This window comes from Collinsella sp. AF08-23, from assembly GCF_003479805.1.
Taxonomy (GTDB): domain Bacteria; phylum Actinomycetota; class Coriobacteriia; order Coriobacteriales; family Coriobacteriaceae; genus Collinsella.
In genome coordinates this window covers 95,121-108,365 of record NZ_QUHV01000008.1, presented here as the reverse complement: position 1 = coordinate 108,365, position 13,245 = coordinate 95,121, and the positions used below count along the sequence as shown (strand labels likewise).

At 60.7% G+C, this 13,245-nt stretch carries 17 protein-coding genes and 2 pseudogenes; 13 read left to right on the top strand and 6 right to left on the bottom strand.

From position 1 onward, the window contains the following. The first annotated feature begins 78 nt into the window (after nucleotides 1-78). Nucleotides 79-516, top strand: a complete 438-nt coding sequence (locus DWV48_RS06125; protein WP_118653934.1) for a transposase — start codon at nucleotides 79-81, stop codon at nucleotides 514-516. An 86-nt stretch (nucleotides 517-602) separates the two neighbouring features. After that, nucleotides 603-755, top strand: coding sequence for a zinc-ribbon domain-containing protein (locus DWV48_RS09525; protein ID WP_158574836.1), 153 nt, complete (start codon nucleotides 603-605; stop codon nucleotides 753-755). A 308-nt stretch (nucleotides 756-1,063) separates the two neighbouring features. Here the strand turns inward: DWV48_RS09525 and DWV48_RS06115 are convergent, their stop codons facing one another. Both DWV48_RS06115 and DWV48_RS06110 read right to left on the bottom strand, forming a co-directional pair. Continuing rightward, a complete protein-coding gene (locus DWV48_RS06115) occupies nucleotides 1,064-2,239 on the bottom strand; it encodes an AAA family ATPase (protein ID WP_118653932.1) in 1,176 nt (391 codons plus the stop codon). 3 nt (nucleotides 2,240-2,242) lie between these two features. Then, complete coding sequence (locus DWV48_RS06110; protein WP_118653931.1) at nucleotides 2,243-3,118, bottom strand: hypothetical protein; 876 nt, start codon at nucleotides 3,116-3,118, stop codon at nucleotides 2,243-2,245. A gap of 357 nt (nucleotides 3,119-3,475) precedes the next feature. On the opposite strand from DWV48_RS06110, the gene DWV48_RS09405 reads away from it, so the two are divergent. From DWV48_RS09405 to DWV48_RS06085, 4 genes and pseudogenes are all read left to right on the top strand, one after another. Continuing rightward, on the top strand, nucleotides 3,476-3,634 hold the full coding sequence (locus DWV48_RS09405; protein WP_369834838.1) for a sugar transferase: 159 nt from the start codon (nucleotides 3,476-3,478) through the stop codon (nucleotides 3,632-3,634). 267 nt (nucleotides 3,635-3,901) lie between these two features. Further along, nucleotides 3,902-4,792, top strand: a complete 891-nt coding sequence (locus tag DWV48_RS06095) for a DUF2971 domain-containing protein (RefSeq protein ID WP_118653929.1) — start codon at nucleotides 3,902-3,904, stop codon at nucleotides 4,790-4,792. 160 nt (nucleotides 4,793-4,952) lie between these two features. Further along, nucleotides 4,953-5,117 (top strand): annotated as a pseudogene (locus DWV48_RS09520) (zinc-ribbon domain-containing protein); the annotation flags it as partial. Nucleotides 5,118-5,289: 172 nt separating this feature from the next. Next, entirely contained in the window at nucleotides 5,290-5,391 is a 102-nt protein-coding gene (locus tag DWV48_RS06085) for a zinc-ribbon domain-containing protein (protein WP_158574835.1), read from the top strand. A 51-nt stretch (nucleotides 5,392-5,442) separates the two neighbouring features. Here the strand turns inward: DWV48_RS06085 and DWV48_RS06080 are convergent, their stop codons facing one another. Both DWV48_RS06080 and DWV48_RS06075 read right to left on the bottom strand, forming a co-directional pair. Then, the gene (locus DWV48_RS06080; RefSeq protein WP_233546195.1) at nucleotides 5,443-6,387 is read right to left on the bottom strand and encodes an IS3 family transposase; all 945 of its coding nucleotides are present in this window, start codon (nucleotides 6,385-6,387) and stop codon (nucleotides 5,443-5,445) included. Further along, complete coding sequence (locus DWV48_RS06075) at nucleotides 6,381-7,025, bottom strand: transposase (protein ID WP_118653926.1); 645 nt, start codon at nucleotides 7,023-7,025, stop codon at nucleotides 6,381-6,383. The genes DWV48_RS06080 and DWV48_RS06075 overlap by 7 nt, the downstream gene beginning before the upstream one ends. A 323-nt stretch (nucleotides 7,026-7,348) precedes the next feature. Between DWV48_RS06075 and DWV48_RS06070 the strand changes: the two genes are divergently transcribed. Both DWV48_RS06070 and DWV48_RS06065 read left to right on the top strand, forming a co-directional pair. Beyond that, nucleotides 7,349-7,621: a type II toxin-antitoxin system RelB/DinJ family antitoxin gene (locus DWV48_RS06070; RefSeq protein ID WP_118653925.1), complete on the top strand. Its 273-nt coding sequence runs from the start codon at nucleotides 7,349-7,351 to the stop codon at nucleotides 7,619-7,621. Next, entirely contained in the window at nucleotides 7,621-7,920 is a 300-nt protein-coding gene (locus DWV48_RS06065; RefSeq protein WP_117679038.1) for a type II toxin-antitoxin system YafQ family toxin, read from the top strand. Before DWV48_RS06070 ends, DWV48_RS06065 begins: the two co-directional genes overlap by 1 nt. A gap of 132 nt (nucleotides 7,921-8,052) precedes the next feature. Here the strand turns inward: DWV48_RS06065 and DWV48_RS06060 are convergent, their stop codons facing one another. Beyond that, nucleotides 8,053-8,373, bottom strand: a complete 321-nt coding sequence (locus tag DWV48_RS06060) for a hypothetical protein (protein ID WP_147352848.1) — start codon at nucleotides 8,371-8,373, stop codon at nucleotides 8,053-8,055. 343 nt (nucleotides 8,374-8,716) lie between these two features. Next, the gene (locus tag DWV48_RS06055; RefSeq protein ID WP_118653923.1) at nucleotides 8,717-9,151 is read right to left on the bottom strand and encodes a hypothetical protein; all 435 of its coding nucleotides are present in this window, start codon (nucleotides 9,149-9,151) and stop codon (nucleotides 8,717-8,719) included. Nucleotides 9,152-9,386: 235 nt separating this feature from the next. Between DWV48_RS06055 and DWV48_RS06050 the strand changes: the two genes are divergently transcribed. The 5 genes and pseudogenes from DWV48_RS06050 to DWV48_RS06035 form a co-directional block, all read left to right on the top strand. After that, entirely contained in the window at nucleotides 9,387-9,587 is a 201-nt protein-coding gene (locus DWV48_RS06050) for a hypothetical protein (RefSeq protein WP_118653922.1), read from the top strand. A 277-nt stretch (nucleotides 9,588-9,864) separates the two neighbouring features. Next, nucleotides 9,865-10,038, top strand: coding sequence for a sugar transferase (locus DWV48_RS06045; RefSeq protein ID WP_304650849.1), 174 nt, complete (start codon nucleotides 9,865-9,867; stop codon nucleotides 10,036-10,038). A gap of 4 nt (nucleotides 10,039-10,042) precedes the next feature. Further along, nucleotides 10,043-10,219 (top strand): hypothetical protein, encoded by a 177-nt coding sequence (locus DWV48_RS09195; RefSeq protein ID WP_233546194.1) that lies wholly within the window; start codon nucleotides 10,043-10,045, stop codon nucleotides 10,217-10,219. A gap of 188 nt (nucleotides 10,220-10,407) precedes the next feature. After that, nucleotides 10,408-11,427, top strand: a complete 1,020-nt coding sequence (rfbB, locus tag DWV48_RS06040; protein WP_118653920.1) for a dTDP-glucose 4,6-dehydratase — start codon at nucleotides 10,408-10,410, stop codon at nucleotides 11,425-11,427. Between the two features lie 16 nt (nucleotides 11,428-11,443). Next, nucleotides 11,444-11,878: pseudogene (locus DWV48_RS06035) on the top strand (sugar phosphate nucleotidyltransferase); the annotation flags it as partial. Nucleotides 11,879-13,245: the final 1,367 nt, after the last annotated feature.

Here is a 13,245-nt window from a genome sequence, read left to right as displayed (position 1 = left end):
ACTCTCATCCGACTGTCCAATTTAGTATAGCCACATCAGCCGTGCCGGCGATCCCGCACGCGGTCTTCGCGGAGCGCGATCCCGGCCTCGTGCGCGAGCTCTACCACCTGGCGTGCGAGGAGATATCGGGCATCTGCCCCCAGGGCCTCACGGCTCCTGGAGGACGCCGAGGCCGACGCGCTTGCGTACCTGGACCTCCCGTACGCCCATCACAGGCGGCTGCGGACCAACAACGTGCAGGAGAGGGCTAACCGCGAGCTCAAGAGGCGCTCGCGCGTGGTCCAGGTCTTCCCGTCGAGGCGCCCGCTCATCAGGATGCTGGGGGCCGTCTTCTCGGAGATGGACGAGGACTGGGAGGCGAGGAGGTGGTTCTCCGAGGAGTCGATAGCCCAGGCGCTGGCCTCGGCCGCGCCCGCGGCGCCCTCCCGGGCATACGAGGGCACCGCCGAGGAGCACGCGCGGCGCATCATCGACGTCGTGCTCGCCGACAACCCGATCGGAAGGAGGGCGGCCTAGATGTTGGGCTAGAATACGGTTGTGATTCTAGGCGTCTACACCAACTTTCGGGACACTACCGGACCACTTCTTATTGCACATCAACAGTGCAGGCCGTAAGCCGCAAGCCCGTATGGTGGCGCGGCGAGTGCGGCCACGTCTACCAGATGGCCGTCCGCGACAGGGTGAGGGCCAAGCCGGGCTACTGCCCGTACTGTTCGGGGAGGAAGAGGCCCGAGAGGCCGATAAGGCTCGACTAGCCCTCAGCCCCTCGGCGAGGAAGGAATGGGAGAGGCGGGTCGGTGCCTCCTGCCTATAGGCGTGATCTTGCGAATATTGGACTGGGCGGCTATATGCGTGGCAGCTATGGGGGTCCGCGTCGTTTTCAATGGATGCGTGGGTTGCGGGCGCATGGAGACGTTCGATTTAGGTGCAGGAGGGGCGATGCCGAGCACGCCGGCGCCTCTGCTGAATGCGGCGACAGGAATACGCTGGCAGAGTAGTGGTGCTTTCGTTGTACTTGCTGTTATCCGTGACCTGGAATCGCGGAAACAGCGCGGCATGGCGCTTAAAGATCGGCGCATTCATTTATGTAGTCGGCAAACCATTTGCGGGCCTCATTCTTGAGTACTCGGATATTCCCTTCTTTCGAAACGTCGATCCCCTCCAATGCTACGTTTACTACATCGTCGGGACGGGGAAGCGTGTTGCGAGTGCGTTGGTACTTCGTCGCGACGTTTTCGATATAGCGTCGCACGAATGCGTGCTTGTCCTCTGTGCTCAGAGGGGTCAACCTTGTCTTGAGGCTGAAGCGGGAGAGGAGCTCGGGTGGGAACTTCTCCCGCACCTCTTCTTTTGGAGCGTTGGACGTGAATACGATGATATAGCCGTCGAGGTCGTGCATCGTGCCCTGTGAGTCGGTGAAATGCCCGTTCTCAAGCAGGTCGAGGAAGAAGTTCCAAACCGCTGGGTTGGCCTTCTCGAACTCGTCTATGAGGATGACGCCGGATTCGCTGGCCTCGATTTTCAAGGAGAGCTCGCCCTCTTCGCTGCCGATGTAGCCGCGCGGGCTTCCGATGAGCGAGTTGAGGGAGTCTTTGCTGCTGTAGTTGCCGAAGTTGATCTTCGGGAGGGGCTGGCCAGGGGCGAGCAGGTCGCTGAGGATGCGGGCCGTCTCGGTCTTGCCGACGCCGGACGGGCCGAGCAGGAACATGGACAGTATCGGCTGCTCGCCGATGGAGTTGAACAGCCTGAAGACTCCGACCTGCTTGCGAAGCTCCTTTTTGAACGGACCCTGGCCGATGAGGTTGCTGTCGAAGTCGTCAAGGAGCTTGTCGGTCTTCTCGCTGCTCAGGTCTATGAGGAGCTTTGCTCCGCGTTCGGCCCGCATTGCTTCCTCGGTGGGCTCTCCTTCGATTTCTGATTTCTCGATTTCGTCGAACAACGTGCGCATGTCGTATTCATGACCCGCTGCCGCGTTCTCATCGGCCACGAACAGCGCGTCGTCGGGAAGCTGGTGCATTAGAACTTCAGTGACGGATGCGGTGTCGTTGAGGCAGCTGGTGGGATTGAGGAGCGGCAGCAGCGGCGAGACGTCGACAGCGACGGGGCCTTCGCTGCACAGCGAGGCGAGCTTCTGCGTGCTGCCCAGCTCCATTGCCGACGCGTAGGTGTAACCGTCTTCCTCAAGCTTCGCCTTGAGATTGGGGAATTGGTTGCGTCTGTAAGTCGTCAGTTTGAGCATGGGCTACGCTTCTGGTTTTGCTTTTACGGCCTGGATAATCGAGAGCACGTCGATGTAGGTGGGCTCTCCATCGCCTTCGTCTCGCGGGTCTTCGGGTTCCGTGCCCGCGTCTTCCGCGCACTCGATGAAGTCGTCGTCTTCGCTTGGCTGCTGCTTGTCTTTGGCCTGGAAGTAGTCGAATGAGCTGCGCAGGTCGTCCGTTTTTACCTTGCCCTTGCAGATTCCCACGACGCCGACCTTGCCTATGAGCAGGTCGTCGATTGAGTATCCGCTTTCGAAGAGGCTGCCGCTGTCGATGGGTATTTTCAGGAGGATGGGGCCGCCGCAGCCATGTCCGGCTTCGCCTCTCAGCTTGAACGATGCCCCCGCCTTTACTATCGATTGAAACATGTGCCCGATATCGAGCCCGCCTGACTCGGGAACTGTGAAGCCGTCGAGCGTCCCCGTCATGATCGCGACGAGTGCGCGTACCTCGTCTTCGTTGAGGAGCTCCAGATTGACGTCGTCGATGTAAACGAGGTCGCCTTCGTTGGCCGAGTTCCCCTCAAAGATGTTGCAACGGGCGATGATGTCGGAGAGCATACGGCTTTTTGTGTGGATGTATTCCAGCGTATCGACCATTCTGGTCTGTTTCTCGTGGCCGATCTTTCCTTCGATGCGGCCCTGTAGCTCTGTGAGAAACGGGACTTTTGCGTCGGCTTCGGCGTTGATGTTTGCTTCGCTCGATGTCGTGCCCGTTTTCTCTCCCGTGTGCCCTGTTCGAAGCCGGTTGTCAAGGAGCATGCGCATCTCGAAAACCTTGTCTTGATTCATGTAGTAGACGGTGAAAAGTTCCGGCGTTTGTACCTGTGGCTGCTTCTTCTGCTTCTTCTTTGCCATACGTCTCCAATGCGCTATGCCATTCCATTATCCATTTGAATTATAGCGGCGGTCGAGGCATTCGTCCTTAGCTGCGAGCTAAGCCGGTGTTGCTCGTTGATGCTTTAAAGCCTCGCGATTTGTTCAGATTTGCCGTTTCGCTACATCGCTGGGTTTGTGTATGCGTCGACGTTGATGCGAAGAATCGTCCCATTGGGAATCTGTCCCAATGGGACGATTCTTTATCCGATCTGGAGGCAGTTTTTCGGAGCTGGTTCATCGCCAATGGCGGTCGGCATGAGCTGCAAAGGTCTGGAGGTTCAAGCTCTAGAAAACAGGTAGTTCAGCTATCTAGTCGGAGCATTTCTGCAGGTAATCTTGTTTTTTGTCTTGACAAAAGGGTTGTCAGTAATAGGGCCTCGTCCCGTGACGTTGGAGGAAACGTACGAGCATGGCGACGCCTGCGACGAGGTGCTGGCCTGCAGGCCCGGCATCACGGGCTGGTGGGCGGCTACTGATAGAAACGACTCCGCATAGAAGAGCGGCCAGAGGCAGGCGCGCGAACTGTGACAAGGCGTGTTTCACGCTGTCGGGCATTTTCGAGAGAGGCCTTCTGCAAGCTGTGCATACTGCTGTGGCCCTAGACGCCGAGGGCAGCTATCCCGAGGCGCCCGTGCCCGATTACGCAGATGAAACCGTGAGCACTAAGGTCGTGAGATCATTCAGAGCTATACTGGCGTGGTGGATAAGATGGTGTGGCGCAAGCAAGGATAGCCACGAAACGCATAACAGCGGAGGTGTTTGATGGGAGAACGGGTCAGCACCAAAGAGACAAAGTGGACTCTAGCGAGCGTTCTAACTGCCTATGAGAAGCAAGTTCTCAGAGATGACGTCTTATGTCACTCGCAGTCGCAGGAGCACTTGGAGGGGTATAAGGATGTGCTTGCGTTTCTGGCCGACAGGGGCGGAATGCATCGAGAGTACAAGCATTACGCGACCCGCGCCCGCATAGCTGGCATCTTGAGGGACAGCGCGCTGTACCTGACCGACGGCGCGAGCTGGAACGATAAATACGACCGCGAGCATTTCAACCCCTTCTTCATGTCGACCAAGCGTTTTGGGGCGTGCTTCTCGGCTTCCTCCACCGAAAGTGTCGCGATGTGGATGCTCTATGGGGGCATGGATGGCAATGGGGCGATGATCAACTTCGATCGCCGAACGTTGCAGGGGGCGATGGGCCGCGAATCGTACGAATGCGGCTGGTTCGGTACAGACGGGAGGTTTCAATGCCTCATGGAGCTGCCGGCTGACAGGCTGAGGCTCCGCCTTGTTGACATCCTTTACTTCCAGAATCATGCTGACGGCAACGTCACCGTTGGCAGGTCGTCGCTAGAAGGGGGCCGTCATGTTATGAGCGGCCGGGCCTTTAACGGCATAGGGCAGATAGCGAAGCACCGGTCTTGGTCCTACGAGAACGAGGTGCGGCTCGTCGCTACGATTAGCAGGCTCGACCTGGCGGGCAAGGAATCCCGCGTTAAGTGCGTCAAGATTCCGATTGATTTCGATGGCTCCTTTGTGGCTGACAGGGTGTTCGACTCGCCCGTTTCCGATGACGAGGGCAATTACCGTGACAGTGAGCTTCGCGGAACCGTCGACTGGAACTTCTGCTCTGGCTGTGCGAAAGCCGATGCCTGATGCGGCTGCAGAATCGGAAGCTCTGGGTTGACCGAGCTTTCGCCTTGCGCTTGTTCAGTGAACGTCAAAACAAGCGTGTAGAACGATAAGCCTCTCGGAGTTTTCCCGTTTCGGTCGAGAAAGCTCCGAGAGGTTTTCGCTATGGCGCGAGAAGGCGAGCATGCGCTCCACGCGTGTCGACGACAGCTGCCCGTACTGCAAGGACCGCAAGCTGCTGCGCGGCTACAACGACCTGGCCACCGCGTATCCCGAGCTCGTAGCTGAATGGGATTTCGAGCGCAACGGCGACCTAAAGCCGACCGACGTGATCGCCAGCTCCAACAAGCGCGTCTGGAGGAAGTGCAAGGAGGGCCACGAGTGGTCCGGCCTCATAGCGAACCGAGGCGCAAGGGCAAGGCGGACCCGGGCTGCCCGTACTGCTCGGGGCGCAAGGTGCTCGCCGGCTACAACGACCTGGCCGCCAGCATCCCGTCATAGCGGCGATGTGGCACCCGCGCATGAACAAGCGCTTGAAGCCCACCGGCGTGCAGGCCGTAAGCCGCAAGCCCGTATGGTGGCGCGGCGAGTGCGGCCACGTCTACCAGATGTGTATTTGGTAACGTCTGATTTACGAAAAGGGACTGCGGTGGGAATCTTGGACCGAATTCATCCTATGCTGCTAGGCCCAAATCCCTGCGGTACTGCATGGGGCTCCTGTAATCCAGGTCGCCCTTTATCCTGACATCCCCGTACCATCTGAGGTGGGCGTCGAGCATGTCCATGAACTCCTCGAGTGTAACCCCGGCCCAGTCGCAGCCGTGGAAGAACTCTATCTTCAGCCTCCCGAAGAAGCCCTCGCACCTCGCGCTGCCGGGGCTGCATCCCTTCCCCGGCATCGATCTGACCAGGCCGTTCTCATCGCATATCCCTATCCATCCCGGCCGGCGGCAATGGCGGCCGCGGTCCGAGTGGATCTTGGGATGGTCTCCCCCGCCGAGCCGCTTGCACGCGCCGAGCGGCGACGAGTTGGCCATCTCGGCGTCGGGCGAGGTCGATACCGGCCAGCTCGGCGGCATGCCGTCGAAGCAGTCCACGATGGGCGACAGGCACGCCTTGCCGGCGGGGATGCGGAACTCGGCCGCGTCGGTTATCCAGAGCTCGTTCGGCTTGTTCGAGCGGAAGTGATGCTTGCCCCGCTCGTCGCGCAGCAGGTTCTCGGGCGCCTCCGAGATCTCGCCCTCGTAGGAGCTGTACCGGCGCTTCTTCCTGGCGGCCCTCGCGACCAGGTTCTCCTCCTCCATGATGCTGCGCACGGTCCGCCCGCCGATCGCCGCGCCGTCCCCCGCATCGGCGTTGACCTGGGCGTGCACGCGCCTGTAGCCGTATGTGCCGCCGCTGGCCCCGGACGCCTCGATGACCGCCTTCCGCGCTGCGGCGCGCTCTTCGGCCTCGCCTCCGGCCTGGGCGTTCCTGGCGTATTCGTAGCTGCTCTTGGCCATGCCCGCCACGGGCAGGATCTCGCAGAGCTTGTATTCAGCCCTCAGCGCCTCCACCATCGCCGCCTTCTCCTCGTTCGTCAGCGGCTCTGGGTCGGCGCCCTGGTCTTTTTTTACCATCTCGAGGGTCGCCTGGCGCACGTCGAGCCCGAGCTGCACCCGCCTGAGCTGCTCGCCTCTCGCAACATGTCCTGCAGGACCTCGATGTCGTCTGGCAGGCCGTCGTATTCCTTGCTCACGGGGACGCCTTTCTCTTCGGTGTCCCCGACATTATCGCCCATCATCTCCCTTCGCCAGGCGTGGGGCGCCGTCCTCGACACGCCGTGCTTCTCGGCGACCTCCGCAGCGGTTCCGCCGCGGGACCCGGGCTCGGCCACCGCCTGTATCTTCTCCGCGAGCGGGACAGGACCCGCCTTCGGGCTCGGCCCCCTGTATCTCCCCTGCCCGGGGGCAAGCTCGTCGATCCGGTCGCAGAGGCACTCCCCGCTGGCGGGATAGCCCATCCTGCGCATGATCCTGGCGAGGCTCTTTCCGTGCGCGAGGTAATAGTCCACGGCGGCCTGCCTCATCTCCAAGGTGAACTTGGGCTCCCGCCGCCGCTTCGGGGGCCTGACCTCCCCATGCCCCAGATAGTCCTTGTGCCAGGCCCTGAGCGAATGCCTCGTCGGGTACCCCGGCTCCGCAATCGCGTCTGCATGGCTATGATCGAATCTGATGAAGGTCTCGATTGAGATCCTTCGCTGTTCGGTGCTGAACATGCGGCTTCCTTCCTGTCCCGTTTTGGTCCAGGATCACCACCGCAGTCCCTTTCGGAAACTTTTACTTGACCAAATACACAGATGGCCGTCCGCGACAGGGTGAGGGCCAAGCCGGGCTACTGCCCGTACTGTTTGGGGAGGAAGAGGCCCGAGAGGCCGATTAGGCTCGACTAACCCTCGGCCCCTCGGCGAGGAGGGAATGGACGGCGTCGGCGCCTCCTGCCTATAGGCGTGGTTTTGCAACTAATGGACTGGTCAGCCTTGCTTGAGGAGCTAACGTATGTGCAGTATAATATATCTGCACATACGTCGATAGGAGTATCATGTCTAGCTCTACTTTGACCATACGCGTTGACGACGACTTGAAGCGCGGTGCTTCCGAGGTGGCCGATTACTACGGCCTTGATCTCTCATCGGTCACGCGCGCGTTTTACAAGCAGATGGTGAACACGCGCCGCATCCCCCTGACCTTCGCTCCCGACGAGCCCAGCATCGAGAGCCTAGAGGCTATCCGCGAGGGCGACGCCTTTCTGTCCTCTGGCGAGAAAGGCCGCTTTGACAACGCAGCCGATCTCATCGCGGCAGCGATGGCCTAATGGGCAGGCTCACGGCAGATTTCTCCGCTGCATTCTCTCGCGACCTCAAAAAGAAGGCGAAGCGGCGCAATTGGGATTTAGCTGAGCTGCAGAAGCTCATCGACCTGGTGCTGGAGAACACCCCCGAGTCGCTGGAGACTCTCAAACGCCGCCACAACATGCACCGCCTGAGCGGTAGTTGGGCCGGGAGGAACGAGTGCCACGTGGCGAACGCCGGCGATTGGCTGGTGATATGGTCGGCCAACGACGAGGTCGCCTTCTTCGAGCGCACTGGTGGTCACGACGAGCTGTTCAGGTAGGAGGGATTGGCAAGTTGTGATAATGACGGACTTTCTCGTTAGAGGGATTGGCCCAACGGTTGGGGGCATCCCGGTTCCCGGGGGCGCTGATCATCCAGCAGCTACCTATTCCCAGCAGGACTTCGTGAACGGCTAATCGCAAAGCCTTGCTACTTCGGCTTCGCATTCCGTGCAGCAACCCTCAACGAGCACGCGCTCGTGACGCATGCGCAGCGTGTAGCCGGGCGCGAACTCCGTCGTGCCGCAGTTATGGCAGAACGCGTTGGCGAGCAGCAGCTTGCGGATATGCTCGGGGATCTTCTTCCATTCCCGCAACGCCTCGATCTCGGTGACGCCCTTGCTGCGGCGGAACTCGTCTTCCTCTACCTCCTCCGCGACGAACCTGGCTATCATCTCCTCGCTTACGCCGTCGGCCCTCATCCGCCGGGCCATCTCCTCGTATTTTGACTCCATGAATTGTCCTCGTTTCTCGCATGGCTACCGGTTGGGGGCGGTCAGCTTGCGGTTGGCTACGGTCGGTTCGCGGTCACCTGAAACATACTTGGTCGTTATCGGGCGGCGGGTGCGCTGGTGAGGGTATCTGTGCCCTTCGTCGCCCGTCCTCAGAGGTTTAATTCGCCGGCCTTGTATCTGCACCCTTCGGCAATCTTGCTGGTTTGCGGGCGGTGCTTTATGTCTCCAGCCCATCAGGATCAAACGTCACCGTTCGCACGGCCTGGCTCGTCGCCAGTTTTCGCGCAGAGCCTGTCTATGGCGAGGTCCAGGTTCCTTCTGCTGTTGGGCGTTATAGGCCGCGTCATGCCAGCTCCCTTTCCAATCCTTCGTACTCACCGGCGGTGACCAGGCCCTCGCCGCACGCCTGCTTGGTGGTCTCGAGGAGCCGGGCGGGCATCTCCGATCCGCCGCAGGACTTTATGGCGTCGGCCACGCGCTGGGAGGGGATGTCCTCGTAGGACGTGGTGCGCTCGCCCTTGGGCGCGCCCGCTTCGGCGTCGCGACCTCGATTGCGCGCGGGTCGACCAGCGCCAGGCCGTGCATGGCGAACACGGGCTCGCCATGCAGGTAGGTCCCGCCGCCCCCGAGCGCCACGGCTTCGGCGTAGGCGTTGTAGGACGTGGGCGCCTAGCGCGCGAGCTTGTACACGCCGTGGCCGCGCCGCAGGAGCCTGCGCGGCGGTGATTATCCCGTACCCGTCGGCTGCGATGTCGTATATGTCGTTGAAGAGTGCCATGTTAAAACCTTAACGCATTCGTAAAGCTTTTGACAGCGTTTGTGGCATTGCCGGGATAGGGGCTTGGCTGCGCGTTGGCTTTCTTTTGCGTTGCTTCCTTTTCGGCTGAATATCTGCCTGCTCCGCGGAAATGCGGACCAGCAATATATTTCTACAGAGCAGGCATGCGGGTGGCCATACGGGCTTCCAACGTTTCAAAGAGTCGGTCAAGGGCGTTCCAAACAGCGAAGAGCAGATGGTTGCCGAGAAGATGCGGGCTCTGCTGCGCTTCGGCGCCGGATCGATGCACGAAGAGGGTTGGGCTGACGTGTGCGCTCGTCTTGAAAAGGTCTTCTCGGACAGGCGTTGCGTCCACCAGCTTTCCAGGGCGAAGGACAATTGGCTGGAGCTTCCTGTTGGAAAGGTGACGGCCGGCATCCTTTCCGAGGTGAAGTAATTTATGACGAAGCGCTAGGACCCCCTGGTTGAGCGGCACCATTTGGCTTGATCTGGTTAGGGTTTGTGTAGCTGCAAGCTGTTTGCAAAGAATCGTCCCATTGGGAAATGCCCCAATGGGACGATTTGCTATCCGAGTCAGAGGCAGCTTTTCGGAGCCGGTTCATCGCCAATGACGGTCGGCATGAGCTGTAAAAGCCTGGAGGTCAAAACTCCAGAAGGCAGATAATTCAACTATCCAGTCGGAGCATTTCTGCAGGTAATCCTGTTTTTTCGTCTTGACAAAAGGGATGTCCGTGGTGGGCCCGCGCCCGCCGCTGCCGCGCGAGGTCGCGCAGTACGACGAGTGGGCCATGCAGCGCCTGGCCGTGAAGCCGGGCCTCACCGGCCCCTGGCAGGTGGGCGGCCGCTCGGACGTGGACTTCGACGACATGGTGCGGCTGGACCTGTAGCAAGATGATCCGGATGCTCGAACGCTTTCTTACGGAAGAAGAGTTCTATGGCTTCTCGCGCGATGTAACGGATTTTGTAAGGAATTATTTAGAGGTAAACGCTGCGGGGGCCCACTTGCTGGATGATCTGGGATTTCCCGAGATGCTTTCCAAAATGCAGCAGAGAATCGATGCGCATTAGGACGTTTGCCCCGGGACGGGATTGGCTGTCTTATGAGACGGCGCCGAGCCCCTTCATGTCGATATGAGGGATGATTTTGCATGCGCCAGCCTGCCTGCGGGTCACGAAGATACGGGGCGTCCTGTGATTATGCTGCGGACCGGGGTGATAATCATATCGATAGTACGAGCGCGGACCGGGAGGATCCCATGGCCAACACCTTCGAGCCCGAGAACATCGTCGTCACCGGCGGGTGCGGCTTCATCGGGAGCAACTTTGTCCACCACGTCGTCCGCGAGCACCCCGGCGTGCGCGTGACCGTGCTGGACAAGCTCACCTACGCCGGCAACCCCGAGAACATCGCGGGCCTGCCCTCGAGCCGCGTTGAGCTCGTCGTGGGCGACATCTGCGACGCCGCGCTGGTCGACCGTCTCGTGTCGGAGACCGACGCCGTGGTGCACTACGCCGCCGAGTCCCACAACGACAACTCCATCGCCGACCCAAGCCCGTTTTTGCGCACCAACGTCGAGGGCACCTACACCCTCATCGAGGCGTGCCGCAGGCACGGCGTCCGCTACCACCACGTCTCCACCGACGAGGTCTACGGCGACCTGGCGCTGGACGACCCCGCGCGCTTCACCGAGGAGACCCCGTACAGGCCTTCAAGCCCGTACAGCTCCACCAAGGCAGCCTCCGACATGCTCGTGCGCGCCTGGGTGAGGACGTTCGGCCTGCGCGCCACCATCTCCAACTGCTCCAACAACTACGGGCCCTACCAGCACGTGGAGAAGTTCATCCCGCGCCAGGTGACCAACCTCATCGACGGCGTGCGCCCCAGGCTCTACGGAGACGGCCGCAACGTCCGCGACTGGATCCACACAGAGGACCACAGCTCGGCCGTGTGGACCATCCTGACGAAGGGCCGCGTGGGCGAGACCTACCTGATCGGCGCCGACGGCGAGCGCGACAACCTCACGGTGCTCCGCGAGATCCTCAAGGCCTTCGGCCGGGACGCCGACGACTTCGACTGGGTGCGGGACCGCCCCGGCCACGACCGGCGCTACGCCATCGACTCGACGAAGCTCCGCCGCGAGCTGGGCTGGGAGCCCTCCCACACCGACTTTGCCGCCGGCCTGGCGCAGACGATCGCCTGGTACCGAGACAACGAGGCCTGGTGGCGCCCGGCCAAGGAGGCCACCGAGGCGAGGTACAAAGCGCAGGGGCAGTAGGGGAGGTGAGTCCGGCTGCGCGCCCGAGCAGGTGGACCGCTACGGCGTCATCGCCGGCGGCTTCGTGGGCACGCTCGAGGGCTGTGAGGGAGCGGGGGAGACCGAGCCCGGCTCCGTGTGGCGCATCGGCGGCCTGGTGGAGAAGCCGAGCCCCGAGGCGGCGCCCTCGAACCTCTACATCGTGGGCCGCTACCTGCTCTCCCCGCTCGTGATGGAGCTCCTCGCCAACCAGCAGCCCGGCAAGGGCGGCGAGATCCAGCTGACCGACGCCATGGCGTGCAGCCTGGACCGCGAGGCCATGTACGCCGTCGTCATCGACCCTCTGTCCGGCTACGACACCGGCACCCCCTCCGGCTGGATCGCCACCAACGCCTTCATGGCCGCGTCCGACCCCCGCTTCGCCGGCGAGTTCTGGGCGGCCGCCGACGAGCGCGGCGGCTTGGAGCGCTAACGTTTATTCTTGCTTTTGGTACCCATCGTCAAGCTTCGCATGGTGGACGGGAGACTCTCCGGTCAATAATATTTCGCATTTGGAGGAGGGGATTGAAGCAAGCTCACGCACAAGACTAAGTTTTGGATCTCGGTTGTCTTGGCGATCGGAGCATTTGCTAGCATATTCGTTCTTGACTACTGCGCGGCGGTCGCCCCGGTATCGCTTGCCAAGATGACTCTCAAGCACACTCCGTTCATGGGGGGTATGCAGCCTAGCCGGGTGTCTCGCGTCATCGGTGCAGGTCGATTCGCCGGTTTCGTATCGGTGTTGTTGATGTTCACTGAGAACTGGTCCGAATGGTCGCTGCTTTTTGAGCATCGTGGTCACTGAGAATCGAGCAGAAAGAGCACAAGATATCCTATTTTCCGCTTGTGATCTATGGGCTCGAGGCCGGTTCCGCTCTGCGGCTTGCGGAACCGGCCTCAGCGGGATGCGTTGCGCTATTTGAGCGTGTTGCGCACTGGAAGCCTAGCGCGTTTGCTTCTTACTGCTGCGGGGGCGCTTCCTGTTCTTGCGATGAGGGTGGGGTCTTTTCCTCATGCTTCGCACTGACGAAGGCTTGGGCTTGGGCCTCTCGGTAGGGTCGGTCTTGTCATGGCGGGGGCTCATATTGAGGGAGGGGGCCTCATCGGGCTCTGGACACGCAGTATCCATGCGGTGCCTCCAGGTCCTCAGCGTCCTCACTGCAGCGCGGATAAGATCGGTCAGGCCATCGAAAATGTCGACGAAATGTCTGACAATCTTAGCCCCGCATTTTGCAAGCAGCAGGGCTGCTGCGGTGTAAGCAATGACGGGAACGAGCACGTCGTTGATGACGGTGTTGGCATCTCCTGATGCAAAGGTTACGATAGAAACAGCAATGATTGCCTCCGAGCTTACGGCACGGAGGCAAGTTCGTTTCCACAGCATGGCATGTCCTTTCGAGGGAGAGGAGGGGTGTTGCACAATGCAAGTCGTACGCTAAAAACAACGGGCCTCCTTCCAGTCGACGACATGTTCGGCGATGATCGGCGGGGCTCGTTGGGCCCATCCGAATAACAGGAAGCGTTGCGACCGCCCGCGTCCATCGAGTTGACCGCCCGTACTTCCTGTGCCGCTCAATAACGTTCATAACCCCATTGCTTACATCGCGTACCGGTCAGTCTTAACGAGTCGATAAGTGGCGTTCCTGCCGCTCAGACGGTGGAGGTGCCATTTGCGGGTTATGTGGCATTGGGTTGTTAAAGGGGTGTTAAAAAGGTAACTCAGCGGTATATTTCGCATTTGGAATTGTTGCCGTTGGTGTGCTTCATTATGGGTCGTTTTGGGAAAGTAATGCAACGTTG

Coding starts and splice junctions, on each gene's coding strand:
- DWV48_RS06115 (WP_118653932.1), bottom strand. CDS start 2,239: ATGCTCAAACTGACGACTTACAGACGCAACCAATTCCCCAATCTCAAG.
- DWV48_RS06110 (WP_118653931.1), bottom strand. CDS start 3,118: ATGGCAAAGAAGAAGCAGAAGAAGCAGCCACAGGTACAAACGCCGGAA.
- DWV48_RS06095 (WP_118653929.1), top strand. CDS start 3,902: ATGGGAGAACGGGTCAGCACCAAAGAGACAAAGTGGACTCTAGCGAGC.
- DWV48_RS06085 (WP_158574835.1), top strand. CDS start 5,290: ATGAACAAGCGCTTGAAGCCCACCGGCGTGCAGGCCGTAAGCCGCAAG.
- DWV48_RS06080 (WP_233546195.1), bottom strand. CDS start 6,387: ATGGTAAAAAAAGACCAGGGCGCCGACCCAGAGCCGCTGACGAACGAG.
- DWV48_RS06075 (WP_118653926.1), bottom strand. CDS start 7,025: ATGTTCAGCACCGAACAGCGAAGGATCTCAATCGAGACCTTCATCAGA.
- DWV48_RS06070 (WP_118653925.1), top strand. CDS start 7,349: ATGTCTAGCTCTACTTTGACCATACGCGTTGACGACGACTTGAAGCGC.
- DWV48_RS06065 (WP_117679038.1), top strand. CDS start 7,621: ATGGGCAGGCTCACGGCAGATTTCTCCGCTGCATTCTCTCGCGACCTC.
- DWV48_RS06060 (WP_147352848.1), bottom strand. CDS start 8,373: ATGGAGTCAAAATACGAGGAGATGGCCCGGCGGATGAGGGCCGACGGC.
- DWV48_RS06055 (WP_118653923.1), bottom strand. CDS start 9,151: ATGGCACTCTTCAACGACATATACGACATCGCAGCCGACGGGTACGGG.
- DWV48_RS06050 (WP_118653922.1), top strand. CDS start 9,387: ATGGTTGCCGAGAAGATGCGGGCTCTGCTGCGCTTCGGCGCCGGATCG.
- DWV48_RS09195 (WP_233546194.1), top strand. CDS start 10,043: ATGATCCGGATGCTCGAACGCTTTCTTACGGAAGAAGAGTTCTATGGC.
- rfbB (WP_118653920.1), top strand. CDS start 10,408: ATGGCCAACACCTTCGAGCCCGAGAACATCGTCGTCACCGGCGGGTGC.